Source organism: Bacillus pumilus, assembly GCF_009937765.1.
Taxonomy (GTDB): domain Bacteria; phylum Bacillota; class Bacilli; order Bacillales; family Bacillaceae; genus Bacillus; species Bacillus pumilus_O.
In genome coordinates this window covers 176,365-201,045 of sequence record NZ_CP047089.1, presented here as the reverse complement: position 1 = coordinate 201,045, position 24,681 = coordinate 176,365, and the positions used below count along the sequence as shown (strand labels likewise).

Below are 24,681 nucleotides of genomic sequence, written 5' to 3'. Positions count from 1 at the left end.
CTTCCTTCCTTAATGCTTGATGATCCACTTTCTTGCTAAAAATCCACCTGAGCATAGAGCAAGTACAAGGAGCCACACTGTCTGGTTTGTATCACCAGTTTGAGGATTCTCTTCTTGTTTTGTCGTGGATGAATCAGATGTTTTCGTTGATTCTTTTGATGGCTGCTGCTTTTCTGCCTCACCCGCTGATTTGTTTGTGCTGTTAGACGAAAGTGATTTCATGCTGCTCTCATCAAATTTCAGCTGAATGGTATAATCATGATCATAATCAGCAGATTTTACAGTGACATGTATTTTTGACTTGATTGGTTTAGACAAGCTCTGTGCTTGGAACTGAACAATCCTTGTGTTGGCTTTTTTATTGGTTGAGAGAACCGTTGTATCGACATAGCCGCCATTTCCGGGCACTTTAAATTCCGTCACCCAGCTGCTATTTTTAATGGTCATTTGTACTGTCAGCTTCCCGTTTTTTGCAATCACTTTTGCTGGCTTCAGCCAGTAATCATTTGCCATGGAGACCGCATTTCCTTCAGCCTTGAGCACATTATAGTTGACGGAGTATGTACCATCCTTTAACGTGGCAGCCTGTGCGTTTGAAAAAGGCAGCATGAATGCCAATAATAAAGCGGTCATGAAGACTGATAGCCTCATCATTTTTTTCATCAAGCGAATTTCCTCCCTTTTTATTGAACAGATGCTGAATCAAACTTGAGTCGGATGTCGTAATTACCTGTATATCCGATGGCCGGTACAGTGACGCTCACTTTTGCTGGTACGACTTCTGTCAGGCTGTTCACGTTGAATTCTACTGTTCTCTTATTCGCAGCTGTGTTTGTACTGATCACCTTCGCATCTTTGTAGACACCTTGCTCAAGTGTTTTAAAGCTAGTGATCCAAGAACTATTTGTTAACGTCACTTGTGCTTTGATTTTTCCATCCTTCACGACAAGCTTTGCTGGTTTTTCAAAATACGTATTCGCTGTTGAAGTCGAATCGCTATCTGCCTTCCAAACCACATATTGTGCTGAATGTTGACCATCTGCTAACCCAGCTGCTGATGCTGAGCTAATCGGGGCTAGAGCAAATAATAGAACAAAACTAAAAAGCAATAATGCGTGTGATGTTGAACGAATGACTTTCATATGAACCCTCCTAAATGATATTGATAATTATTCTCAACGGACAATAAAAAAAATAACCTTCATAAGCGCTGGATCATACTTATAGATGATTATGATAATCATTATCAATTGAGTTGAAAAAATAAATCTTTGCTTCTTAAAAGCCAAAGATGTCTGTTTCTAAATGATGTATTGACACGTGTTTTAGGCAATCTGTCCCATTCATGATACCATGGCATGACCTCCATTCCATTACAGGGAAAAGAACCCTCTTCTTCTTGATCTTATATGATGGGTGAATTTATTGTCAACATCATTTTTCATACTATTGACTTAGATTTCTGGAAAATCACACAAAAAATTTCGATCAGACAGTCTGATCGAAATCGATTAGGAAGGGACATGTTCCCCTTTTTTGCTGTTTTTACGTTCTAAAGACCAAGCATACATTTCACGAATAATCGGCTCTATTTTCTTCCCTTGCGCTGTTAATTCGTATTCAATCCGTACTGGAATGTCAGGGTATACGTTTTTCTCAACGAGTCCTTCAGCCTCTAAATCCTTCAGCCTTTCAGATAATAATCTGCCGCTGATGTTCATTTCATTTTCAAGCTGACAGAAACGCTTAGGACCTGTCAGAAGCTGATTGATGATGAGAATGACCCACTTCTTGCCTAGAATCTCCATGGCATCTGTGATTGGACAGCCATCTTCTTGAGCCATACCTTACTCCCTCCCGCTTTTTTCTCTTTTTTTCATTATAACATAATTAATTACTTGAAATAAGTCACTAACTATTATATAGTTTAGTTACTAAAAGTAACAAGGTATTCATTTTATAGATTTTCAAAAACATTTGAACATGCCGATGCATATATCATGAAGGAGATGACCGAGCTTGAAGACAATTGAGGAGCTAAGATTGGGTGTAACAGAATTACATGTATCCAGCTTTGAGCGTTCTATACCTTTTTATACAGATATTTTAGGATTTTCTATATTAGATAAGACAGATTCCACAGTGACACTTGGCAGCAATGCAAAGGAACCCATTCTTTTGTTAAAAGAAGATGCACAGCTCAAGGAGAAGCCTGATCACGAGCCAGGACTTTATCATTTTGCTGTTTTATTACCTACCAGAAAAAACCTGGGCACATGGCTGGCACATGTGATCAAAAAAGGCTATCCTTTAATTGGAGCAAGCGACCACTTTTTTAGTGAAGCCATTTATTTAAGTGATCCTGACGGCATTGGCGTAGAAATATATGCTGATCGTCCTGAGGACGTTTGGGTAGGTGAGCATGGAGAACTGAAAGGTGGCGGAAATGCACCTCTTGATGGAGATGGTCTCCTACAAGAAGCCGCTGATACGACGTGGGAAGGACTTCCGGCTGGTACCGTGATGGGACACTTACATTTCCATCTGAACCCAGAAGTAGCTGATTCCTTTTATGTCAATACGCTCGGTTTTCATATTCGAATGGCTCCACCAGCAAGCGTATTTATCGCAGCTGGTGTGTACCACCATCACCTTGCCTTTAATGCATGGGGACGTGGGCGAAAGGGAGCCATTGATCCACGTTTTTCAGGAATTAGAAGCTATACACTCGTATTCCCACAAGAGGCAGACAGACAGTCCGTCGTTGAGCGCCTAACAAAAGCAGGCACTCCAGTGAAAACAGTTGGGAAAAGTAACGAATTCGTTGATCCATTTGGCGTTCTCGTTCGTTTACAGATTGAAGAAACAGACAAAAAAGAAGGTGCAGAATATGGACAAACACACAGATGTTAAAACAGCCATTTTAAAAGATAAAATCAAACGAGTACAGCAAGAAGACGGGTATATATATATCACTGGACCCATTAAATTGCCAGTGAATTTAGACGGCAGAACAGTGATGTTCAACTGGTATTCATGGTTAAAAGACGATGGGTTAGAACCATTGTCAGATGAAGCTTTAATTGAAAGCCTCTCGTCCCGCCAGCTTGCCGATCATCAGCAGTCAAGCGTGCTAGTGTATGGAGATTTCGAGCACGCTGACGAAGCCCTTATCCGCATGCATTCCATTTGCCACACTGGTGATATTTTCGGAAGCAAGCGCTGCGATTGCGGATTCCAATTGAAGCAGTCCATGCGAATGATTGAGGACAATGGTGCAGGTGCCCTGTTTTATTTAGCCAACCATGAAGGCCGCGGTATTGGACTTTTCACGAAAGCCATGGCTTATATCCTTCAAGAAAACGGCTACGATACAGTAGAAGCGAACGAAGCACTTGGCTTTGAAGATGACACGCGTCAATATGAAGAGGCCATCGCGGTTCTTCAAACACTTCGTACAAAGCCAGTTAGACTCATTACCAATAATCCGAAAAAGACAGACGCCATCAGCCATGCAGGTCTTTCTCTTTCTGGACGGATTCCACTTTGGGGTGATGTCTCTGAGTTCAATGAAAAATACTTGCAGACAAAAATTAACCGCTCAGGTCATATGAAGGCGGATCAAGAGGTGCGTACGATTGCCACATCATGAGCGTTATATGAATCTAGCACTTGAAAATGCACGGGCAATGAAAGGTCAGACATCTCCAAACCCGCTCGTCGGGGCTGTGATTGTGCGAGAGAATGAAATTGTTGGTGTCGGTGCTCACATGAAAGCCGGTGAACCACATGCTGAAATTCATGCACTTAAAATGGCCGGAGACAAGGCAAAAGGAGCCACCATTTATGTGACCCTTGAGCCTTGTTCTCACCATGGCCGTACAGGTCCTTGTGCGGAGGCACTTGTGAAAGCAGGCGTCGAAACCGTTGTCGTGGCGGCTCTTGACCCGAATCCGCTTGTCGCTGGCCGCGGAATTGCCATTTTACAAGATGCTGGCATCCAAGTGATTACAGGCGTACTTGAACAGGAATCCATTCTCATGAATGAAGTGTTTAATCATTTTATTACGAAAAAAACACCTTTCGTGACACTCAAAGCGGGTATTACATTAGACGGAAAAATTGCGTCTGCTACGTCTGACAGCAAATGGATTACATCTGAGACATCCCGTTATGATGCTCATCATATCCGCAGTATCAATGATGGGATATTGGTCGGTGCTCAAACGGTTATTCATGACGACCCTTCACTCACTGCACGGATTCCAAATGGAAATCATCCGATTCGCATTGTTTTAGACTCTAAGCTATCAACTCCGCTGACAGCAAAGATCGTCACGGATCAGATGGCACCAACATGGATCTTTACAACAAAACAAGCAGATGAGGAAAAACGGGCCGCTTTAGAAGCAGCCGGCGTCAGCGTCTTTGTAACAGATAGCGAGACGCGGGTGCCCCTTCAAGAAGTACTTCAAATGCTGGGAGAAAAAAATGTCTCCTCCCTCATGATTGAAGGCGGCGGCCAGATCAATGCTTCATTTTTAGAACAGCAGCTTGTAGATAAATTAGTCATTTATATGGCACCTAAACTGATTGGCGGAAGGCTTTCTCCTTCCTTTTTTGGAGGCGAAGGCATACGTCTTATGAGTGACGCCATTGAACTCGATCAGCTCTCAGTAGAAACACTAGGGAAAGATATCAAAATAACGGGCTATCCCGTTTATCAATAAACAAAAAAAGCTTGTAGACCCCGTCTACAGGCTTTTTCAATTGGCATTTTTCTGTTTCTGATTTAGAAACCTCAATTGATTTTTACACCAAAGTATTTGACGCCACTTTATTAGTAAAAGGAAAAAAAGACGGCTTGCTCTGAATGTGGAAAAGGATATAGATTTATATGTGCCAGGTCGCCCAAGAGATGAAAATGATCATCAGTTGATCTACTTTACGGACCCTGTCGGACATAAATTTGAGGTTCATACAGGTACTATGCAGGATCGAATTGATTATTACAAGCAAGAAAGAGCGCATTGCAATTTTTTGATGAATGATAAAAAACAAGAGGAAAACAACATGGTGCTATTCGTAATTTTATGGACATAATGGTAAAATATACATAGAAACGTAAAGTAATTGATAGTCCTCCCCCCTTCTATAATAAAGGTGTTTTTATGCCAAGAAAGGAGGGGTCAGTTTGAGAACAAAACTTGTGCATTCACGCGTTGAGAGACGCAAGAACAAAAAGAAAAAAGCTTGCACCTGCAAGTACAAGCTTTGGTTTCTTATCTTAAATTCGATACGAACTCTAGTCCAGTTCATAACATGGATGATAGATAAGAGACCGTTCTGAATTAACCCTTAAGATGATAATAAAAAATAAAGTAGCACCTTCATTACCCCTAGTCAAGGTAATGCTGGTTCTATCTCGTTTCTGCTTTTTGGAGGGCTACTTTATTTATTTCAGTGTATTCCTCAAATTAAAAATGTATACATAGAAAAAGCACACGGTAGTCAGCCGAGTGCTCAAATTAAATTTCTTTTCAGTTATATGGTGACATTAAAGAAATTCACCTTGAAGCTCTCGTGCTTCAGTTTGAAAACTAGTTCAACTTAGTCCGAGTTGAACAAAAAACTTGTGCAATTACATGTTATCATAAGTATCAATTTGTTACCATAGATAAGCACACTTTTTAACCCTTTAAGTGTAAAAAATTCTAAGAACTGTACTGTTTGAAATGAATTTTTTATCAAGTACACTGAGCAACAATCTATATAACTTAAAATTCTTATGTAACGCCCCCTTACTTTCTATTGGCAACTGTATGACCTTGTTTAGTTAAATAAAAAGGATCAGTGGATGACAAAACTGATTCCTTACCCTGCTTGAATCTATAAGTCCAAAACAAGTTTTATTCAAACCATGAAACTTGTCGTAAAATGTTTCATGTGAAACATTTATCGTTCATTCCCTTTTACGAGCCTGCCAAAGCTTTCGGGTGAAAGTCCCGGTGAAATGCGAACGCGGTGTAAGGACATCATGCCCTGTTCCTTCTTCGCATGTCCAGGTTCAGTGGTGACAGCCATTTGATAACCTGCTTCTTTCGCCAGCTTCAGCGTGTCTTCGTTATAGCGCCCGACAGGATAGCTCACCATTCTCGTACGCTGAGAAAAACGTTGATCAAAGAATGCCTTTGATCCTTTTAATTCCTCTTCCTGCTGCTGCTTTGATAATCGATTGAGCTCTAAATGATGACTTGTATGACTCTCAATTGATAGCCCATTTTTTATCATTTCATCCATTTGTTCATCTGTTAAGTGGTTCGGACGGCCAATGGATTGCTCAATCATGAAAATCGTTGCCTTCATTCCATACTGCTTTAAAATCGGAAATGCCTTTGTATAGTTATCGGTATATCCATCATCAAATGTAATGAGGACACTCTTCTTACTTGGCTTCGAATTTGTTGTGAAAACGCGGTACGCCTCTTCTGGCGACAGTGTGACATAGTCGTTGTCCTTCAGCCATTTCATATGAGATGCAAACTCGCTTTTTGGCACACGTAACGAGTTACCACTGGAGATGCTGTGATACATCAAAATCGGAAGCTCTACCGGCTCCTTTTGCTCAATCCAGTTTTGTGTATCAACCTCTATCGCTTCTGCCTGCTGAATCTCTTCTGTTTCTTTTAATTGTAATGGACCTTTTTCCTCTTTGACCACTTGCTGGTTTCCTTCCGTTTGCTCCTTCGTTCCCATACAGCCTGAAATGAGCAGCGCCAAAAGACCAACCGTCATCAACATACATGTTTTTTTCATTCACCAATCCTGCTTTCTCTCTATCTATCGAATGATTATAACAGAAATTGGTTACTAGCTGATATCTATTTTGACAGGGTGTTCATTTTTTTACACATTTCAATCATTTCGATGGCAAGCAGATGAATGGTCTCTGTTGTGAGCATTTGATCTTCTGCATGTATTAGCAGTAAAGAAAAGGGAAGCTGCTCACCTGCCGCCTCTTTTTGGATTAGCGACAAGTGCAGGTTGTGGATGCTTCGAAACGCTTCCTCCCCTTTTTCAATCAACTGCTGTGCTTTTTCAAAATCATCAGTTCTTGCTAGACGAATGGCTTCGACATAATGACTTCTTGCCTCGCCCGCATGAGCAATGATTTGAAAGGCTGCTCCCTGCATTTCCTCTAATACCGTCATCTGCTTCTCCTCCAATTACTTAAGATTCATTTGCTAGTTTCAGAGCATGTTCTAGTATTTTTTCTCCGTTCGCTGTTCCGTATAATTTCACATTGATGACATCGACAGGTATTTGGTAAGGTGCCGCTGTTTTTTCTGCTGCCTTTTTCATAAAGCTAACTTGTGGTCCAAGTAAAATCACCTGCACATCTTCTCCATGCTCTTCTAATTCATCCGCAATAGCCCCTTCAGGTATGGCGTATATATCATATTCCAGCCCCTTAGCTTCTGCGGCTGCCTTCATTTTGGACACTACAATGGACGTAGACATTCCTGCGGCACAAGCGAGAATGATTCGTTTCATATCGCAACACTCCTATCGATAGTTGACTTCTGTTTCGACCTTCAGTTCCCTTGTTTTAATTAATGTCTGGTACCAATACGCTGATGCTTTCAACTGACGATTCCGTTCATTCTCCAGCTGGATTTCGACTAATCCGTAGCGATTTTTAAAGGCATTCATCGGCGATACATTATCCGTAAAAGCCCACAGCATATAGCCCTTGCAATTTGAGCCTTCTGCTTTCGCTTGAATTGCCCGTTTCAAATGCTGGCTGATAAAGGAAATGCGATACTGATCATCGATAATACCGTCTTCTTTTTTAAACCGTTCTTCCTTTTCTACACCCATGCCGTTTTCGGCCACAAACCACTCAATATTTCCGTATTCTTCTTTTATTCTCATGCCCATATCATAGACAATGTCCGGGTAGATTTCCCAGCCTCTGAATGGATTCATTTTTCTTCCTGGAAGCTCAAACATATCGTAATAATAAGTCGGATGAAATGGTGTGTGCTCATTCCACGCCTTACTCGGCGCCTTGACACGATGAGGATAGTATAAGTTGAGCCCGACGACATCGACCGTATAATTCTTGATCATCTGAAGCTCTTCCTCTGTCGCATCGAAAAGAATCTCATGCTTTTTCAACAGATCGAGCAATTCCTCTGGATACTCCCCTTTGATGGAGGGATCTAAGAACACTCGATTGAAAAACAAATCATATATCCGTGCCGCTTCTTGATCATGCGGAGCAGAAGATCTTGCATATGTCACTTCTGGATTGAGAATTACCCCAATTTTTGCACCTGTTGATTCCTTCAATCCCATCTCTCGAAACAGCTTCACCACTTTTGCTGTTGCCAACGCTTTATGATAATTCCACTGCATCCATTTCTTCGTATTTTGCTCAAATGGATAGCGAATAGCATCTAGGTACACGCGTGTTTGGACAACAATCGGTTCATTAAAGCTAAACCAATGCTTGACCCTGTCTCCATATCGCTCAAACACCTTTTCCGCATAGAGAACAAAAAGCTCGACGACATGCTTTGATGACCATCCGTCGTACTTTTCAAGCAGCACGGCTGGAAGCTCATAATGCTCTAAACAAAACATCGGCTCTACACCTGACGCAATTAATTCATTGATCAAATCATCAACGTAACGGGCGTAATCCTCATCCACAATCCCCTTCTCGTAATCGATAAAAAATCTCGACCAATTGATCGATGTCCTATAATGAGTCAGGCCAATTTCTTTCATGAGGGCTACATCTTCTGGATAGCGCTCGTAAAAGTTCGTCGCACCAGCCGGCCCATATCCTTCGTGCCATACGTGATATCCGTTCTTATACCATAAATCGATGTACGAGTCCTGATGCGCTTGCTTTCCCTTCCATCCCTCCGTTTGCCAAGCAGAGGCCGCAGCACCTAGGATAAAATCTCTTGGAATCTCGATTCTGTTCATGTTGCCACCTTCCCTTTCTTCGTTTGAACGTGAAGTCCTTCCCAAATCCCTTGCAAATATATAGCCCCAAGCTCCCTGTAATCAGCCATCAATTGTTTCATTTCCTCCTGTGTATAAGAGGTATCCCATCTTGGCAGCGAAAATGGGTCTTTCTCTATGTCCATTTGTTCTAGTTGATGCTGAAAATAGGCAAGGGTCGTTGATCGATCAGCCAATGAAAAGTCGAGTTGCGTTCGTGTCCAATCGAGGACAGGCATGAAGTTATAACAAATGACTTTCACACCGTGCTTCGCTACTCGTCGAATGTTTTCTTGATAATGCTTGATATAAACGTCCCTCTTTGGTCTACCGAGTTTGATGTCTTGATGGACAGGAAGACTTTCTACCACCTCAAATACGAGTTCATGTCTCTCAAGCAATCCTTTCCTCAGGCCACAGGTCACCAGCTGGTACATCATAGACGGCACTCACAATACCTTTCATGCCTGGAATTTAGCGTATATGGGAGAGTGAGACGGGATCATCCTCTCCGTACCACCTGAATTGCATGTTCATTCATGTCACTCCTTTTACTCTGAATCTGGTGCCGTTTCTGGTTTGCGGTTAGACAAGAGAACAAATGGCAAATAGATGAAGACTGCGACCCCAATACAGATGAGCTGTGTGATGACAGCCCCCATGCTGCCAGCGGTGGACAGCCATGCATTCACGATCGGTGGTGTCGTCCACGGCACCATCACGACGGCTTTTCCAGCAAACCCTGTAGCTGTCGCAATGTAACCAATCGTTCCTGTCACAAGGGGTGTGACGATAAATGGAATTGCCATCACAGGGTTTAACATGACAGGTAAGCCAAAAATAACGGGTTCATTGATATTGAAGAGACCTGGACCAGATGAGAGCTTGGCAATACTTCGCATCTCTTCCCTTCTTCCAGCAATAAAAATCGCAATCAAAAGCCCAATGGTCACACCTGAACCACCGATGCTCATATACACATCCCAAAATGGCATCGTGATGATATTTGGAATCTCTTTTCCTTCTTGAAATGCTGTCATATTTACTGCAATCGATCCTAATAAGAGTGGCTCCCTGATCGGTTTAATCATCTGATTGCCATGGATGCCGATCACCCAGAAAAATTGCGCCACAAACATCAAGGTTAAAATTCCCGGCAAACCCTGTACAACACTTTCTAGCGGACGTTGCACCACGTTATACACTGCTTCATGCAAATAAATGCCTGTTAAACGATGAAATGCAAAGCCGAAGGAACTAATGATCGTAATCGTAATGATCGAAGGAAAAAGTGACGAAAAAGATGTTGCCACATTCGATGGAACAGAATCTGGCATCTTGATTTGCAGCCATTTCACCTTAGTCAGCTTACAAAAAATTTCTACAGATACGATCGCTATGATCATCCCTAAAAATAAACTTTTTGGATCGGAAAATTGCCTTGCCAGTACATCTACAACTTCACGCATCGATCCATCCACTTCAAGAAGAAGTGTCGTTGGAATAACAGAAATAAATGAAATCAAAGCCATCAGCCCTGGGAACAGAGACTTGTGTCCGTTGATTTTCCCAAGCTCTATTCCGATGAGGAACACAGCCCCAATCGTTAAAAAGTTCAGCGTGGCATAATTGATTGCCTTCATAATTGGCTGAAGCTCCGCTAAAAATCTGAACATCTCAAAATGAGCAAGCCCTGTTTCTGGGCTCATAATCATATTTGCCACCAATACAGCAAAAGCCCCTGTAATGATGATTGGCATCAGTGTGACAAATGCCTGTTTAATCGCCATAATATATTTCTGATTCGTGATACGATAAGCCACATTCCCCATGACGTCTGCCGCTTTCTCCTTGAAGCTCATGATCTGTCTCCCCCTTTGCAAAAACTCGTGATCATCCTCCTTTTTGATGTTATTTTAAAAGCGCTTTCATTAACATCTAATCTTTTTCCTCACAGATGCGGAAATGAGTGTCCCTTTTTTTCATTCGGATGCTCCAATACTTGTAGCGCCGCCGTCAGTTCTTCAAATGAAGCGGCCTTGATGAGTTGATCTACCACTTCCTTGCGCTCTGTCAGCCGTACAAGAAATTGATAAAGTGACTGTAATTCTTTTTGATACGTCTTCTGGATGCTCAACAAACAAACGACTTGTACCCGATTTTCACCCCACAGCACCGGTTTTTTTAACGTACAGATCGCACAAAACGTGTCATCTGTTGCTGGCTTAATCGGATGAGGAATCGCAACCAAATGACCAAACGATGTCGGTGACACTTGCTCTCTTTCCAGCAATAATTGTTCAAACTCTTCTGGGATGCGATCCTGTTCCTTGAGCACGTTCACGAAAAATTGCAGAACCTCTTCTCTTGATTGAAGGTCTTGCTGAAAAAATGTCAGCGCCGGACTCACATATCGCAAAACCCCTGTATCCTGCGCACCCTGCACAAACCGTTTCAGCCGAACAATATCATCGTCACTTAGAATCGTATGTACATCAACTACTGGCACCGGCAACGTGTTCTGAAGCGGAATGGTACTAATAATAAAATCAATGCTTCTCAAATCGTACGAAGACATTTCCCCAACACTTGCAGTACCAACGATTTCCATCCTTTCGCTAAAAGCTGCTTTCAGCTTATGAAGAAGGAGCTGACTGCTGGCGACACCCGTCGCACATACAATTAGGCATCTCTTTTTCACGTGCTGTGATTTTGTTCGCTCGATTGCAGCCCCGATATGAAGCGCCAAATACCCAATCTCATCCTCATGAATCTCAATTCCCTCTTTTTCTTTCAGCCATCTCCCCATATAAACACCAGCTTCAAATGCAATGGGATAATGCCTTTTAATGTCCGTTAAATAAGGATTACGAATGTTCATACCGTACCTAAAACGATGAATAGCAGAACGTAAATGAAGACTTAATCCAACGATTAATTCTTTATCAAATTGAATATTAAGTGACATGTGCTCCTCTACATAAGCAAGCAATTGGTGAATGAAGCGAAAGTGATCTTCTTCTAGAAGATGAAATAGCGTATGACCCGCATCTCCGTAAGCCATCATCTTCGCTCCCATCAAGTGAATTGCAATATACGCCATTTCAGATAATGGAAACTCAATTCCTAGCACATGCCGAATATCTTCTGCCATTTGTTGAGCTACTTGGAAAACAGGCTGGACTTGAATCTCTTTCAATTCCGTTTCTGGCATCATGACTATTTTTTTCTCTTCAATTCGCTTGCATGCAATGGCGATGTGGGTGACCAAATTACTTAAACCAATCTCTGACAGATAAAGTCCGCTAGCTTTTGTACGTGAACGCACGATACCCTGAATGAATTGATACGTTTCTTCAGGTAACAGCGTAGAGTTCGCATGCGCTTTTTGAAACACATGCTCAGCCATACAATATCTTAATTTCATTTCCTCCCCTGTCAGCCGTAGGCCATATTTAGGACGATGTGACACAGAAAGTCCATGTAATGAAAATAAATGTCTGACCGCTTTCAAATCATTTTTCACTGTCGATTCACTCACAAACAATTCCTCTGCCAACGCATCTAACTTTATATAGTCTTCAGACAGAAGCAGCCTTTTCAATAGATAGGCTACACGGTCTTCAGGCTGATTGGGGATAATCTGTTCTTTTTTTTCATTTCTTTCTCCCAATGATTTTTTCAAAAATGTACGAAAAGACCCATAATCCTCGACGGTCAATGTATACCCTGCCCCTCGTTTGATATGAAGTACGGCTCCATGTTCAGCTAAAGTAGATTTAAGCGCTTTCATATCTGTTCGGATGGTTCTTGATGTGACACCAATCATGCGGGCAATTTCTTCACTAGTCAGTTCCTGTTCCACTTGCATCAGTCGTTTCAGAAGCTCCTCCTGACGTAGAGATAGCATGATCTCTCCTCCCTTGGCATTTACTTTTGCCTATCATCATAAACGAAAGTAGAACTCTTTGCCCAGTTTTTCTTTCAATTCGGGAACCACGATATGGCTCATTCGTATGAATAGAAAACAAGAGGAGGGATACATCATGGGTTCTTTTATGTTTGTTGTTATCATCATATTGGCTTCTTTAGGCGCAATCGTTGCTCATCTGTTCACACCAAAGGATCAACGTACATCTGCTAAACGTTCCTCTCATCACAGTTCAACAACAAGTACCTATACTGATTCTTATAGTCATCACGCTTCTGATGTCTCCTGCGGGGGAGGAGATTCTGGTGATAGTGGTGGTGGATGTGACTAAACAAAAAAACAGCCGCTCGCTGATGAGATGGCTGTTTTATTATTTTAAAGAGCCTTCCAGCCCCGTTCAATCAGATGTTTAACATCGAGCGCAAAATCCTCGCCCTTTTCCATCACGTCCTGGGCTCTTCCGGCAAAATTACTGGCGACAGCCAGCTCCATTTTTTTCAATTCAAAGTGCAAGATTTTTTGATCAATTTCGGAGATATATTTTTCATACTCATTGTTTACGATGTCGTGCATGACTTGGTAGGCGTCTTTTCTGTGGTGATGAAAGTCAGTTCCTCTCTCACCTTTCCATGACGAATCTAGAGCAGGCTTCTTGATTTCCTTTATGTCTGACTGCGCAAGATCTTGTTCTGTTCGAATATTGCTTTTGGCTGTCTTTAACCGAGAGATCATTTCATCAAATTCTGCACGTCTGTTTTCAATTCCCATATGCAGATGGTGTAGCATCTCGGATAAACTCATGTCATCCACCTCTATCGGACCTCATACGAAAGCACAGCGTCAGAGCATTAGAAATGATCGACTCACTTGATTTTTCCAAACCTGACATTTCTATCGTTTTGCTTTCATTAAGTATAGTATAAGGTGAAAAGCCTCAGTCTTAAATAGGGAAAAGGTGTCCTTTTAGTGACGCGCTTGGAAGAAAAACGGAATAATACAAGGTCGTATATCCCGAATGATATATGTGTCTTTAGATCTATATTTTGCTTCATCCCATGAAACCCATTAGAAAAACGATTGCATTTATTTTGCCGCAATCGCTTCATCCTGTTCTTTTAAGGTTTTCACATTCGAGCGTGTATCCTGGACATTTTTGGTTAAAGCTTCTTTAAAACTTGAGACCATTTCGTTCACCTCTGCCTCACGTGCCGTCCATTTGGTCACAAATTCAAGGCTGTTTTCACCTGCTTTATCTGCTGCTTTTTTCATCGTTAAAGCTTCGACTGCTTGGGAGACTTCGTCTAGTTGATTCATAACTGTTTGGTAGTTTAACTTAATTTGTCCCATCGTGATATCCTCCAAGTTTGTTCAGCATGAAGTTGGCTTATAAGCTGCTCCATGCTTTTGAGATCAAGCGTTTGGCGTCCTCCACTGCGTCTTCTCCTTTTTCAGCAAGACGTGCGGCGTCTCCAGCTAGGGAACTAGCAAAGGATAACGCTGCTTGTTCAGCTTCTAACGTACTAATTTTGAATTCGATGCGGCTCACATAGCGTGGGTACTTATCGTTCACAATCGTTTGCAACGCATCATGGGCTTCATTTCGTTCTGATTTGAAATCTTGGCTTCGCTCACCTTTCCAAGAGGTCCCAAGCTTTGGCTGCTTGATTTGCTTCAAGTCTGTTTCTGCCGCATCTTGTTCACGTTCGACCTTACTTTTCGCCTTTTTCAGTCGAGCGATTTTCTCTTCGATTTCTGCCTTTTTACTTGTAATGCCACCGTTTAGGGCAGACAGCATATCCGATAAGCTCATTATGGGTTCCTCCTCCTGACAAAAAAATAAAAACGCTGCTTAGAGTTCTTCTAAACGAGCGTAAGGTGAATAGCACTTTTTCCAATATTGTTATTATAAGGTTCAAAGACTCACGTTTGAATAGGGATTTGTGCCCTTTTTATGGGATAAATATGCTTTCATTCTGCTTCTCATTACCCCTTAAGCCCCCTTTTATAGGGGGTCTTACATCCTGATTATTTGTGAGATGTCACATATAGTCATACAGACCTAGGACAAACAAAAGCCGCCCGTTAGAGGAGCGGCTTTTGTAAACGGCTTATGAAGCCGATTCTTCTGATTCTTGTGGTGGATTCTTAACGTACCAGATAAATTTCCCTGTATATCCGTAAATAATAGCAAGACCGATGGCCACAAAGCTCAACCACATAAATGGTAAATAAGAGAATGTGGATACGCCTAGAATTCCCGCCATATAAATCCCGTTATCTGACCAAGGAACCATACCAGACGTCATCGTTCCACCGACTTCAGCGTTTCTAGATAGAACACGTCTGTCTATTTTCAATTTATCGTAGCTTTTTTCCATAATCTTCGGTGTAAGAATTAATGAAACGTACATTGCACATCCGAAAATATTTGCAAAGAATGCTACAACAAGTGTTGATAGAGTTACATTTCCTGCATTATATAATTTCTTCTCAAAAGTAGAAACAATTACTTTTAGAACGCCTAGATATTCAAGTACGCCACCAAACCCAAGCCCGAGAATAATGACCACTAAAGATCCAAGCATATTCACAATACCACCACGATTTAACAGCGTATTTAAGAAATCTACATCTGAATTAATAGAGAAGCCATTGTATGCTGAACCAATCGCATCTGCTGGATTCATTCCTTGGAAAGCCATCGCCCAAATAGATCCTAAAAGAGCACCAATGGCTATAACAGGCATTGAAGGTTTCTTAAATACGAGCAGTAATACAACCACTACTGCTGGGATGACCATCCAAATGTTGATGGTGAATGTATCATGAAGAGCATTTTTCAAAAACTCTACTTTATCTTGATCAATGTTGCGTCCTCCATACATAAAGCCTGTAACCGTAAACATAATGGCTGTTATAACAAAGGCTGGTATGGATAAAACCATCATCGCTCGAACATGCGCCAGCACGTCCACTTTTGAAAGTGAGGAAGCGAGCACTGTACTATCTGATAATGGGGATAATTTATCTCCAAAATAAGCACCAGATAAGACGGCACCTGCCACAATCGGAAGTGGAATACCAAGCCCTTCACCAATTGCGATCATCGCAATCCCTGCCGTTCCGACCGTCCCCCAAGAGGTTCCTGTTGCAATGGACATGAGTGCACAGATGACAAGCGTAGCTAATAAGAAGATATTAGGATGAATAAACTCTAAACCATAATAGATTAACGTAGGTACAACCCCACCTGCAATCCATGTACCAACAAGTGCACCTACTGCAATTAAGATTAAAATGGCTTCTAAACCATTCGATATCCCTTTTGTGATCGCATTTTGAAGATCCTTATAGGAATGCCCCAATCGAACACCTAATCCGATAACCATAAACCATGAGATAAACAATGCTAGTTGAATATCCAATTTGAAATAAAGAGTAAAAGATAAAACAATTGCTAAAAACAAGCCAAGTACAGACACGACTTCTAACATAGACGGCAGACGTGGTGATTTCATTGTGTTTCCTCCCTTTGTGTACGCGTTAAGCGTTTTCAAAATATTGTGAAAAAAGTGTGTCAATTCGAAAGAAAGTGAATTGCCTGTTTTTCTCTATTTCACAGGCAATTCTACATATTAATAAAATAAAATTTTTGATATTATTATCGCTCTAGGAGCTCTGCACCCGCAATTCCAGGCTTTGTCATCTCGAATGGATTCAAAATAATATCAAGTTCTTCTTCTGTTAACACATCATTTTGCAAGCAAAGATCTCTGATCGATTGTCCTGTTAAAATGGCTTCCCTAGCGATTCTAGCCGCTGCTTCATAGCCTAAATGAGGATTCACTGCAGTGATCACGCCTGCGCTTTTTTCTACATATTCTTTCAAACGTTTTTCATTTGCTTCAATGTCCACTAAGCAATGATCTGTGAATGAACGGAAGCCGTTATTCATTATACTAATAGATTGAAGTAAGTTAAAGACCAAAACAGGCTCCATCACATTTAACTCAAGCTGACCTGCTTCAGAGGCAAGACAGATGGTGTGGTCATTCCCAATGACCTGGAATGCGATTTGGTTAATGAGCTCTGCCATAACTGGATTGACTTTCCCAGGCATAATGGATGATCCTGGCTGACGAGCTGGCAATGCAATTTCAGCAAGACCTGCACGTGGACCAGAAGCCATTAGACGAAGGTCATTGGAAATCTTAGACATGTTCATCATGCATACTTTTAATGCAGCAGACACCTCTGTGTACGCATCTGTATTTTGCGTTGCATCTACAAGATGCTCTGCGCCTACAAGCGGAAGGCCAGAAATATCGGCTAGCTTCTTCACGACGATCTCAATATAACGAGGATCTGCGTTTAGGCCTGTCCCAACTGCTGTTGCACCCATATTGACTTCATATAAATGCTGCTTTGATTGGTTGATCCGCTTAATATCGCGGCTGAGCACGCGGCTGTAAGCTTCAAATTCCTGTCCTAAACGAATTGGAACAGCATCCTGCAGGTGCGTACGTCCCATTTTGATCACATGATCAAATTCTTTCGCTTTCTTTTGGAATACGTCCTGCATCGTTTGCATTGTCTCAAGCAGAATGTCTAATTGCTTCAATACAGCAATATGGATAGCTGTTGGAAACGAGTCATTCGTGGATTGTGACATGTTAACATGTGTGTTTGGGCTTAAATGAATGTATTCACCCTTTTGATGTCCCATGATTTCTAGCGCTCTGTTTCCAATGACTTCATTGGCATTCATATTCATCGACGTTCCTGCGCCGCCTTGAATTGGGTCTACAATAAAGTACTCATGCAGTTTACCTTCAATGACCTCATCAGAAGCTTGTACGATGGCATTTCCAATTCCTTCATATAAACGTCCAACTTCCATATTGGCTTGAGCTGCTGCTTTTTTCACGATGGCAAAGGCTCTAATCAGTTCCTCATGCATGCGGTATCCCGTAATCGGGAAATTTTCCTTTGCACGAAGGGTTTGAACTCCATAATACACGTCTGCTAGAATTTCTTTTTCTCCAAGAAAATCCTTCTCATAGCGATAAGTTGCTTGAACCATCTGATATGACCTGCTTTCTATAGAATAGTTAAATCACTAAATCTTCTGCGATCGGCGTTTCCATAATCTTTTTCACTTCTCTTGGGTCTGTTGTTTTACCTAATGCCCACATGAGTTTCGGCACGATGGCTTCTGTGTTCATGTTTCGTGAACGTGCCACCAGTTCTTGATTGATTTTGCGTCCTACTTCATACACGCTCATGTCTTCTCCTTCTTCAAGACACTGAGTTGTGATGACAACAGAAATGCCTTCTTCGAGCAATTCGTTGATTTTCTCTAAAAGGTTTCTTCCTTCGAAAGGAATTCCGCCGCTGCCGTAGCTTTCGATAACGACTCCTTTATATACACCTTTGATTGCATCTAAGAATTCAGGCTTTAGACCTGGGTGCAATTTCAAGAGACAAACGTCGGTGTTTAAGGATGCGTCTAATTTAAGCGGTTTCATTGACGATCTTTTTACTTTGCTATTGTATTCAATTTGATGGTTTTCAATCGATGCAATATATGGATAGTTAATACTTTCAAATGCATCGTAGCTTTTCGTTCTTAATTTGATTGCGCGTGTCCCTTGAATCACTCTGCCATCAAAGACAACATACACGCCGCCTACGCCGTCACATGCAAAGCGAATCGCATCAGTGATGTTTTTCTTCGCATCTGTTTTCTTGAACGTAATCGGGATTTGTGAGCCTGTAATGACAATTGGCTTATCCGGATTTTGCAGCATATAAGATAGTGCTGCTGATGTATAGGCCATTGTATCGGTTCCATGCGTGACAACAAAGCCGTCATATTGATCATAATTTTCATAAATGGCTGTTGCGATATCTACCCAGTATTCAGGCTGCATATTTGTACTATCTATACTCATTAGGGACTTTGTGTCCATTGTGTACTCTGCATTAATTTCGTTTAAATAGCTTAAAAGGTCCTCAGCTTTAACACCTGGAGCCAAACCATTTTCACTCTCTACAGATGCAATCGTCCCACCAGTGGTTAAAAGCAATAATTTCTTCAACAGGTCCACCTCTTTCAGTAAAATTACTACGTTTGTCACACATATTATAAGCCAGCTTGTGCTATTCTATAATATACGCTTTACGCGTACCTTCATTGCCATTATAGTCACATAACGCGAATTAATCAAGAAATTATTACGCATAACGCGTACATTCTATCACAAAATATGATATACTGTTGTTGTATATAAAGGAGCGTTCATGTAATGATACTCGATCGTTTAACCACTCTTAGAAAAAAGAAAAAATGGTCTCTCCAGCATACGGCAGATCGCCTAGGTATCGCCAAAAGCACCTATGCCGGTTACGAATCTGGGTACCGACGACCTTCGCTTGAAGCAGTGAAGCGCCTGGCTGATTTGTATGATACGTCCATTGATTTTTTACTTGGTAGAACGGACGAGCCAGAGATACAACGTAAAATCTCTGATATCAAAATTGAACTGACGGAAGCAAAAGAAGGAACCATTCTTGTAGACGGTGTTCCCCTAAATGATGAAGAAATCAAACAGCTTGTTGCCTTTATTCGGGCGAAAAACACCCTAAAAGTATAAAACACAAAAAAGAGAGGCCCCTACCAATCGGGTGCCTCTCTTTTTTTAACTGCTTATGAATAAGGAGAAGACAGCTGACTTAGTTCCTCTAAGCGCCGCTTCGCTTCTTCTTTATTAAACGAACTATAATAGCGATAATTCTCATCATCTAAAATGCGGTAATGCTGACTCAGCACATTTTGCTGAAGACGAAATGTGCCTTTTTTGATAGATGTCCGCCACCAAACCTTTCCGCCGATCGTACGTTCCACCGATAAATGCAATTCATCATGTGCAACGACTTCCAGAATCTCAAGCGGATCATCTCCAAGTGTCCCTTTTAAAATGTCACTATCCCTGAATAATGCACATACGGCCGCAGTTTGCGTCCAGTTGAGGCGAAGCCTATTTTTTTCAACCTGTTGCAAATGACGCTTCGATAAACCAAGTACCTCAGCCATGCGGTCCTGCGTATAATTCTTTTCTTTTCGAATTCGTGCCATTTGTTCTGTGACGAGGTCGATTACCATCTCTTTATCCATCTCTCATCACCTCTCCGAGTCTTCAGTCTTTACTGACATCATACACGATTTTTTCGAAAAAGTGGCGCCTCATCCTTTAGGATATTGGCAAATAATACTTAATTGATCTGTTCTTCAACCTGACCATGCTGCTGTCTCCAGTTCTCTTGGGCTGTCTGATTTAAATATGGATAGATCTCTTGTTTGACGGTTTGCTCGAATACTTCTTCATCTAAAATACTGTACGCTGGAATTTTGATCAATTTCCCATCTATTTTCCGAATGAGCACATCCATGAAGAGAAATCCTCTTACACTGTACCGATGCCTACGCATATCAATGGATTGAATGTCTTGAAAAGGAATCGTCCGCTCACGATGCAGCACAGCACCATTTTTTCCGCGCTGAATGCGAAAAATCACATTTCCCCTCTTCGTAAAAGCTGGCAGAATCATCAAAAAAGAGATCGAGCCATATACCATGCCTAATAGTCCGCCTAAAAATAAAAACAATGTATAATTCGATTCAAATGTTAGAGCTTCTGAAAACAACCAAATACCGATGATACCGAAGCCGCCTGTTGCTAAAAAAGCCCATACCCTTAAAAAGGTCCTGCTTCTCACTTCTATTCCTTCACTTGGATTCAAGCGTCATTCTCCTTTTCTCCATTAGAATATAGAACGTAATCCGTCTCTATGAGCCGTCTCCACGCGAAATTCACTTTCTTTTATTCCCGACACAAGCCACGACTGTTTCTCACCTGGAATAACAAATAACATAGATTCCACATCAGGCGTATTATTTTTGTCGTAGACGACCTTCATTAGGGAGTCCATCTTTCCTTTTCTCGTCTGTACATCCGAAACAAATGACTGCACGAGTTCTTCGTTCTCTGCTCGAGGAAGGAAGGAAGGCCACTCTTTTTTCGCCTCACTTGCTTGCTCTAATAGCTTTTCAAATTCCTCTGCTTGCAGGGTCATGACAGATTCAGGGTGATCACTCATCTGTATGTTGAAAAAGGCAGTCACTTGTTCCTCTGCCTGCTGGTCATCCTTCAGTTTTTGAATCTGATGGACTTGTTGATCATACAGCGTATGATGCGCATATACGCCCATCTGTGTCGTGTGAAAGGAGGTACTAATTTCTTCATCTTTATCCCCAAATCGAGACGCCTTGATGGTGTGAGATGCATCATTCATCGCCTGAATGAAATGACGGTATTCCGCTTTATAACGATATTGTCTGTTTTGAAATTCCAGTACACCTTTTGCGAGCAAAGAGCGGCACGCAATTTCAAATAAAAAACCTAATCGCTCGTCCTCTACATCAGGGTAATAGGCTTCCTTTAAGGACATGCCCTGTTCAAAATAGCCTTCACTGTAAAAACTAAAGATGAGTTCCTCAATACTTAGACTTAGCTGATCCAACTTGATCTCTCCTTATCCAAAAGAAAATGCACCCTTAAAGAAATCGCCTGCACCTTTTATGAGCGAATCTGCGGTTTCTTTTGTTTTTTCTATCCCTTTATGTATCACCTGATTTGCCTGATCAATGGTGTCATTGACTGCTTTCACACCTTGACCCGCAAGCTCGAATGCTTGCCTCCCTTTATCCACGACTGCATGAATTGGGTCCTTTAATTTCACTGCAACCTGCTCAGCAAATCCTGATGTCAGCTTGGCAACTTTTTCTCCTATAAAACCACCGACTGCGGAACCAATGGCTCCTCCAACGACAGTTCCAATCGGTCCTGCGAAGCTTCCAAGAGCTCCTCCGACAACGGCACCTGCGACAGACCCGCCAGCGATAAAGACCGTATTGTTCACTGCATTTCCAACAGCCTTCGCATTTTCACGCTTCAGGACTTCTGGCTGATCACCGAATTCTGCATAGTTCTCTGCAATTTTCAAACCACAGCCGACCGTTTCCGTTGCACCAGTGACTACCGTTGCAATGATGGCATTTCCTTTGGCAAATCTTGATCCATTTTTCAAAACAGACTTGATCGCAGCCGTGTCCTTCCAATTGATACTTCCTTTTGTAAAATCACGGACACTATTCGTAAATGCAACTGTATCGTCAGGATAAAATTTTGTGAATTTCTTATGGACCAAATCAGCCATCGACCAATTTGATCGTTTTAATAATTCTTTATTGCTTAGCCAAATCCTTGCTAGTCGGTCAAATCTCGTTCCTTCTACCCGGCTCGTCAAATCAAGCAGTAGCTTTGAATGCTGCGCTGCATAACGGCCATTTTCTTTAATGAAGGTCGTCATCCCAAGCCCGTAGTATTTCGCCTGCATCATCACAATACCAGCTAAGCTCGTGAGTGTTCCATATTGATCATAGATACTGTACAATTTCCGTAAAATATCATCTGCTTCGACCATTTTATCTTTTGCATGACGAATCGCAATATCATCACTGCTCAATTTACTGATCAATGCTTGTCCTGCTCCCCATGCATCCCCGACGCCGGAAAAACAGCTTCTATACCGAGGATCACAGCCTAAAATGAGACCATCCAGTTCACTATGTAAATCGCGGTGCTTCGTTTCTATGGCAGACAGTTCGCCTACAACATCATTCGCCAGCCCTGTCAGCTGATCTGGATCAACCACTATGTCACGTGCCATCACATCATCTCCCTTCTCGGTTTCTTTCTCTCCGTTCTTCTCGTCTCTTTCGCTCAAGCTCTTCCATTCTGGCTATTTCAGCTTTCCGTTCCTCGATTTTGACCGCTGCATCGCGCAGTTCCTGACTTGTTTCAAGCAAGTCCTTTTCAAATTGATCATAGCGTGCTGTTGTTTCTTCAAAGCTTTGATCAAATTTATTCCTTGCTTCTCCTTGCCAGCCTGATACTACTGCCTTGAGCCGATTCTCCAGCAACTGCTTTGACTGCCGAATCTCCTCAGCTGCTTCCTGAAACTTTTGAGCGAGTGCCAGCGTTTGACTAGAATCCAACTTTCGCACCCCTTTCTCCCAATTTAACGTACAAATGGATGATTTTATATGTCCTCATTATAAATAAAAAGACACCCAAAAAAATCACCCTAAAGAACCATTCAACACATCATAAAATGAAAGTAGGTCTTTTTCCTCTCTAATTGCCAGAGAAAGCCTTTCTTGTTATGAAGCGCATTCAAGACGTGATAAAATGAACGTATTCTACAAAAGGAGTGACGTATACATGAAAGAAGAAATGATTCAGCGATTCACAAGTTATGTGAAGGTAGATACACAGTCGGATGCAGATAAGGAAAGTTGCCCATCAACTGAAGGACAGTTGAACTTAGCTAGACAACTAGTTGAAGAAATGAAATCCATCGGGATTCAAGAAGTAACAATGGATGAAAACGGATATGTCATGGGGACGATCCCGTCTAACACAGACAAAGACGTGCCGACTATTGGCTTCCTGGCTCACATCGACACAGCGACTGACTTCACCGGAAAAAATGTAAAACCGCAGCTTCATGAAAACTATCAAGGCGGCGACATCACCTTAAATGAAGATTTACATATCGTTTTATCTCCAACACAGTTTCCAAATTTACAAAAGTATCAAGGACATACGCTAATCACAACAGATGGCACAACCTTACTTGGTGCGGATAACAAAGCAGGTATCGCAGAAATTATGACCGCTATGCATTACTTAATTGAGCATCCAGAAATCAAGCATGGCAAAATTCGCGTCGCCTTTACACCAGATGAAGAGATTGGCAGAGGGCCGCACAAATTTGATGTGGAAGCCTTTGGCGCTTCCTATGCGTATACAATTGACGGAGGACCACTCGGGGAGCTGCAATATGAAAGCTTTAACGCAGCAGGTGCGAAAGTATCAATTAAAGGAAACAATGTCCACCCTGGGACAGCAAAAGACAAAATGGTCAGCGCTGCGAAGATTGGGATGCTCTTCCACAACAAGCTACCATCTGATGAATCACCGGAATACACAGAAGGCTATGAAGGGTTTTTCCATCTCACGAAGTTTGTAGGAGAAGTCGAAGAAGCAGAGCTTCAATATATTATTCGTGATTTTGATAAAGACAAATTTAACGATCGCAAAGCACTATTTGAAAAAATAGCAAGTGACTTAAAAGCCATTTACGGAGAAAACAGCATCAATCTCAAAATTCAAGATCAATATTATAATATGAGAGAAAAAATTGAGCCGGTGAAACACATTGTGGATATTGCCCATGAAGCAATGGAAAACCGCTCAGTGACACCTGTGATCGAACCAATCCGCGGCGGTACAGATGGCTCCCAGCTTTCATATAAAGGTCTTCCAACGCCAAACATCTTTACTGGCGGGGAAAACTTCCACGGTAAATATGAATTTATTTCTGTCGAGAACATGGTGAAAGCAACAGAAGTTATCGTAGAAATCGCCCGTTTATTTGAAGAAAAAGCATAGATATGTTTACAACCGTTCCTGTTCGGGAACGGTTTTTTAATAAAAGTTTACAATTTTCTGAAACTTTTATGACACTTATTCGTACTAATAGAGACAACCCCAGAAAAATTCTTCTTGACGAGTGCAATAACTGGAAATATAATAGTTAAAAAC

27 protein-coding genes and 1 pseudogene are annotated in these 24,681 nt (G+C 41.7%); 7 read left to right on the top strand and 21 right to left on the bottom strand.

Translation table 11 applies throughout. The annotated features are described in order from the left end of the window. Positions 1-9 precede the first annotated feature (9 nt). The 3 genes from isdC to GPS65_RS00925 all read right to left on the bottom strand — a co-directional run bounded on the left by isdC (position 10) and on the right by GPS65_RS00925 (position 1,844). Complete coding sequence (isdC, locus tag GPS65_RS00935; RefSeq protein WP_119125730.1) at positions 10-663, bottom strand: heme uptake protein IsdC; 654 nt, start codon at positions 661-663, stop codon at positions 10-12. A 20-nt stretch (positions 664-683) separates the two neighbouring features. Next, the gene (locus tag GPS65_RS00930; RefSeq protein WP_119125566.1) at positions 684-1,142 is read right to left on the bottom strand and encodes an NEAT domain-containing protein; all 459 of its coding nucleotides are present in this window, start codon (positions 1,140-1,142) and stop codon (positions 684-686) included. 369 nt (positions 1,143-1,511) lie between these two features. After that, positions 1,512-1,844 (bottom strand): winged helix-turn-helix transcriptional regulator, encoded by a 333-nt coding sequence (locus GPS65_RS00925; RefSeq protein ID WP_012011728.1) that lies wholly within the window; start codon positions 1,842-1,844, stop codon positions 1,512-1,514. A 175-nt stretch (positions 1,845-2,019) separates the two neighbouring features. Between GPS65_RS00925 and GPS65_RS00920 the strand changes: the two genes are divergently transcribed. The 4 genes and pseudogenes from GPS65_RS00920 (at position 2,020) to GPS65_RS00905 (ending at position 5,103) form a co-directional block, all read left to right on the top strand. After that, positions 2,020-2,913 (top strand): VOC family protein, encoded by an 894-nt coding sequence (locus GPS65_RS00920; protein WP_119125567.1) that lies wholly within the window; start codon positions 2,020-2,022, stop codon positions 2,911-2,913. Further along, on the top strand, positions 2,891-3,652 hold the full coding sequence (locus GPS65_RS00915; protein WP_119125568.1) for a GTP cyclohydrolase II: 762 nt from the start codon (positions 2,891-2,893) through the stop codon (positions 3,650-3,652). Before GPS65_RS00920 ends, GPS65_RS00915 begins: the two co-directional genes overlap by 23 nt. After that, the gene (ribD, locus tag GPS65_RS00910) at positions 3,639-4,730 is read left to right on the top strand and encodes a bifunctional diaminohydroxyphosphoribosylaminopyrimidine deaminase/5-amino-6-(5-phosphoribosylamino)uracil reductase RibD (RefSeq protein ID WP_119125569.1); all 1,092 of its coding nucleotides are present in this window, start codon (positions 3,639-3,641) and stop codon (positions 4,728-4,730) included. Before GPS65_RS00915 ends, ribD begins: the two co-directional genes overlap by 14 nt. A gap of 74 nt (positions 4,731-4,804) precedes the next feature. Next, a pseudogene (locus tag GPS65_RS00905) lies at positions 4,805-5,103 on the top strand (VOC family protein). 852 nt (positions 5,104-5,955) lie between these two features. Here GPS65_RS00905 and GPS65_RS00900 read toward each other — a convergent pair. From GPS65_RS00900 to GPS65_RS00870, 7 genes are all read right to left on the bottom strand, one after another. After that, on the bottom strand, positions 5,956-6,816 hold the full coding sequence (locus tag GPS65_RS00900) for a polysaccharide deacetylase family protein (RefSeq protein WP_144473460.1): 861 nt from the start codon (positions 6,814-6,816) through the stop codon (positions 5,956-5,958). Positions 6,817-6,881: 65 nt separating this feature from the next. Next, entirely contained in the window at positions 6,882-7,211 is a 330-nt protein-coding gene (locus GPS65_RS00895) for a PTS sugar transporter subunit IIA (RefSeq protein WP_041816049.1), read from the bottom strand. A gap of 19 nt (positions 7,212-7,230) precedes the next feature. Then, the gene (locus GPS65_RS00890) at positions 7,231-7,554 is read right to left on the bottom strand and encodes a PTS sugar transporter subunit IIB (RefSeq protein ID WP_012011735.1); all 324 of its coding nucleotides are present in this window, start codon (positions 7,552-7,554) and stop codon (positions 7,231-7,233) included. 12 nt (positions 7,555-7,566) lie between these two features. After that, complete coding sequence (locus GPS65_RS00885; protein ID WP_012011736.1) at positions 7,567-9,000, bottom strand: glycoside hydrolase family 1 protein; 1,434 nt, start codon at positions 8,998-9,000, stop codon at positions 7,567-7,569. Continuing rightward, positions 8,997-9,419: a mannonate dehydratase gene (locus GPS65_RS00880; RefSeq protein WP_238389126.1), complete on the bottom strand. Its 423-nt coding sequence runs from the start codon at positions 9,417-9,419 to the stop codon at positions 8,997-8,999. The genes GPS65_RS00885 and GPS65_RS00880 overlap by 4 nt, the downstream gene beginning before the upstream one ends. Positions 9,420-9,569: 150 nt before the next feature. Continuing rightward, positions 9,570-10,880 (bottom strand): PTS sugar transporter subunit IIC, encoded by a 1,311-nt coding sequence (locus GPS65_RS00875; RefSeq protein WP_144455230.1) that lies wholly within the window; start codon positions 10,878-10,880, stop codon positions 9,570-9,572. 89 nt (positions 10,881-10,969) lie between these two features. After that, positions 10,970-12,928 carry a BglG family transcription antiterminator gene (locus tag GPS65_RS00870; RefSeq protein WP_012011738.1) on the bottom strand — a complete coding sequence of 653 codons (1,959 nt, stop codon included), beginning with the start codon at positions 12,926-12,928 and terminating at the stop codon, positions 10,970-10,972. Between the two features lie 136 nt (positions 12,929-13,064). Here GPS65_RS00870 and GPS65_RS00865 point away from each other — a divergent pair, with 136 nt between their 5' ends. Next, positions 13,065-13,280: a hypothetical protein gene (locus GPS65_RS00865; RefSeq protein ID WP_225970040.1), complete on the top strand. Its 216-nt coding sequence runs from the start codon at positions 13,065-13,067 to the stop codon at positions 13,278-13,280. Between the two features lie 44 nt (positions 13,281-13,324). Here GPS65_RS00865 and GPS65_RS00860 read toward each other — a convergent pair whose 3' ends face one another. The 6 genes from GPS65_RS00860 to GPS65_RS00835 all read right to left on the bottom strand — a co-directional run bounded on the left by GPS65_RS00860 (position 13,325) and on the right by GPS65_RS00835 (position 19,050). Beyond that, on the bottom strand, positions 13,325-13,750 hold the full coding sequence (locus tag GPS65_RS00860) for a YwqH-like family protein (RefSeq protein ID WP_012011740.1): 426 nt from the start codon (positions 13,748-13,750) through the stop codon (positions 13,325-13,327). 282 nt (positions 13,751-14,032) lie between these two features. Further along, positions 14,033-14,296 carry a YwqI/YxiC family protein gene (locus GPS65_RS00855; RefSeq protein WP_012011741.1) on the bottom strand — a complete coding sequence of 88 codons (264 nt, stop codon included), beginning with the start codon at positions 14,294-14,296 and terminating at the stop codon, positions 14,033-14,035. A 37-nt stretch (positions 14,297-14,333) separates the two neighbouring features. Further along, a complete protein-coding gene (locus tag GPS65_RS00850; RefSeq protein ID WP_050944558.1) occupies positions 14,334-14,759 on the bottom strand; it encodes a YwqH-like family protein in 426 nt (141 codons plus the stop codon). Between the two features lie 298 nt (positions 14,760-15,057). Next, the gene (gene nhaC / locus GPS65_RS00845) at positions 15,058-16,467 is read right to left on the bottom strand and encodes a Na+/H+ antiporter NhaC (protein ID WP_012011743.1); all 1,410 of its coding nucleotides are present in this window, start codon (positions 16,465-16,467) and stop codon (positions 15,058-15,060) included. 143 nt (positions 16,468-16,610) lie between these two features. Further along, on the bottom strand, positions 16,611-18,032 hold the full coding sequence (aspA, locus tag GPS65_RS00840; protein ID WP_144481798.1) for an aspartate ammonia-lyase: 1,422 nt from the start codon (positions 18,030-18,032) through the stop codon (positions 16,611-16,613). 28 nt (positions 18,033-18,060) lie between these two features. Further along, complete coding sequence (locus tag GPS65_RS00835) at positions 18,061-19,050, bottom strand: asparaginase (RefSeq protein WP_003215391.1); 990 nt, start codon at positions 19,048-19,050, stop codon at positions 18,061-18,063. Between the two features lie 207 nt (positions 19,051-19,257). On the opposite strand from GPS65_RS00835, the gene GPS65_RS00830 reads away from it, so the two are divergent. Next, positions 19,258-19,605, top strand: coding sequence for a helix-turn-helix domain-containing protein (locus GPS65_RS00830; protein WP_003214932.1), 348 nt, complete (start codon positions 19,258-19,260; stop codon positions 19,603-19,605). A 53-nt stretch (positions 19,606-19,658) separates the two neighbouring features. On the opposite strand, the gene GPS65_RS00825 is transcribed toward GPS65_RS00830, so the two are convergent. The 5 genes from GPS65_RS00825 to GPS65_RS00805 form a co-directional block, all read right to left on the bottom strand. Beyond that, the gene (locus tag GPS65_RS00825) at positions 19,659-20,126 is read right to left on the bottom strand and encodes a helix-turn-helix domain-containing protein (RefSeq protein ID WP_012011745.1); all 468 of its coding nucleotides are present in this window, start codon (positions 20,124-20,126) and stop codon (positions 19,659-19,661) included. Positions 20,127-20,224: 98 nt separating this feature from the next. Beyond that, positions 20,225-20,752 carry a YfjD family protein gene (locus GPS65_RS00820; protein WP_012011746.1) on the bottom strand — a complete coding sequence of 176 codons (528 nt, stop codon included), beginning with the start codon at positions 20,750-20,752 and terminating at the stop codon, positions 20,225-20,227. A gap of 21 nt (positions 20,753-20,773) precedes the next feature. Then, a complete protein-coding gene (locus GPS65_RS00815; RefSeq protein ID WP_012011747.1) occupies positions 20,774-21,532 on the bottom strand; it encodes a hypothetical protein in 759 nt (252 codons plus the stop codon). 12 nt (positions 21,533-21,544) lie between these two features. Beyond that, complete coding sequence (locus tag GPS65_RS00810; protein ID WP_144468077.1) at positions 21,545-22,741, bottom strand: DUF6861 domain-containing protein; 1,197 nt, start codon at positions 22,739-22,741, stop codon at positions 21,545-21,547. 4 nt (positions 22,742-22,745) lie between these two features. Further along, entirely contained in the window at positions 22,746-23,069 is a 324-nt protein-coding gene (locus GPS65_RS00805; RefSeq protein ID WP_144481799.1) for a WXG100 family type VII secretion target, read from the bottom strand. A gap of 226 nt (positions 23,070-23,295) precedes the next feature. On the opposite strand from GPS65_RS00805, the gene pepT reads away from it, so the two are divergent. Beyond that, positions 23,296-24,528: a peptidase T gene (gene pepT / locus GPS65_RS00800; protein WP_012011750.1), complete on the top strand. Its 1,233-nt coding sequence runs from the start codon at positions 23,296-23,298 to the stop codon at positions 24,526-24,528. Positions 24,529-24,681 lie beyond the last annotated feature (153 nt).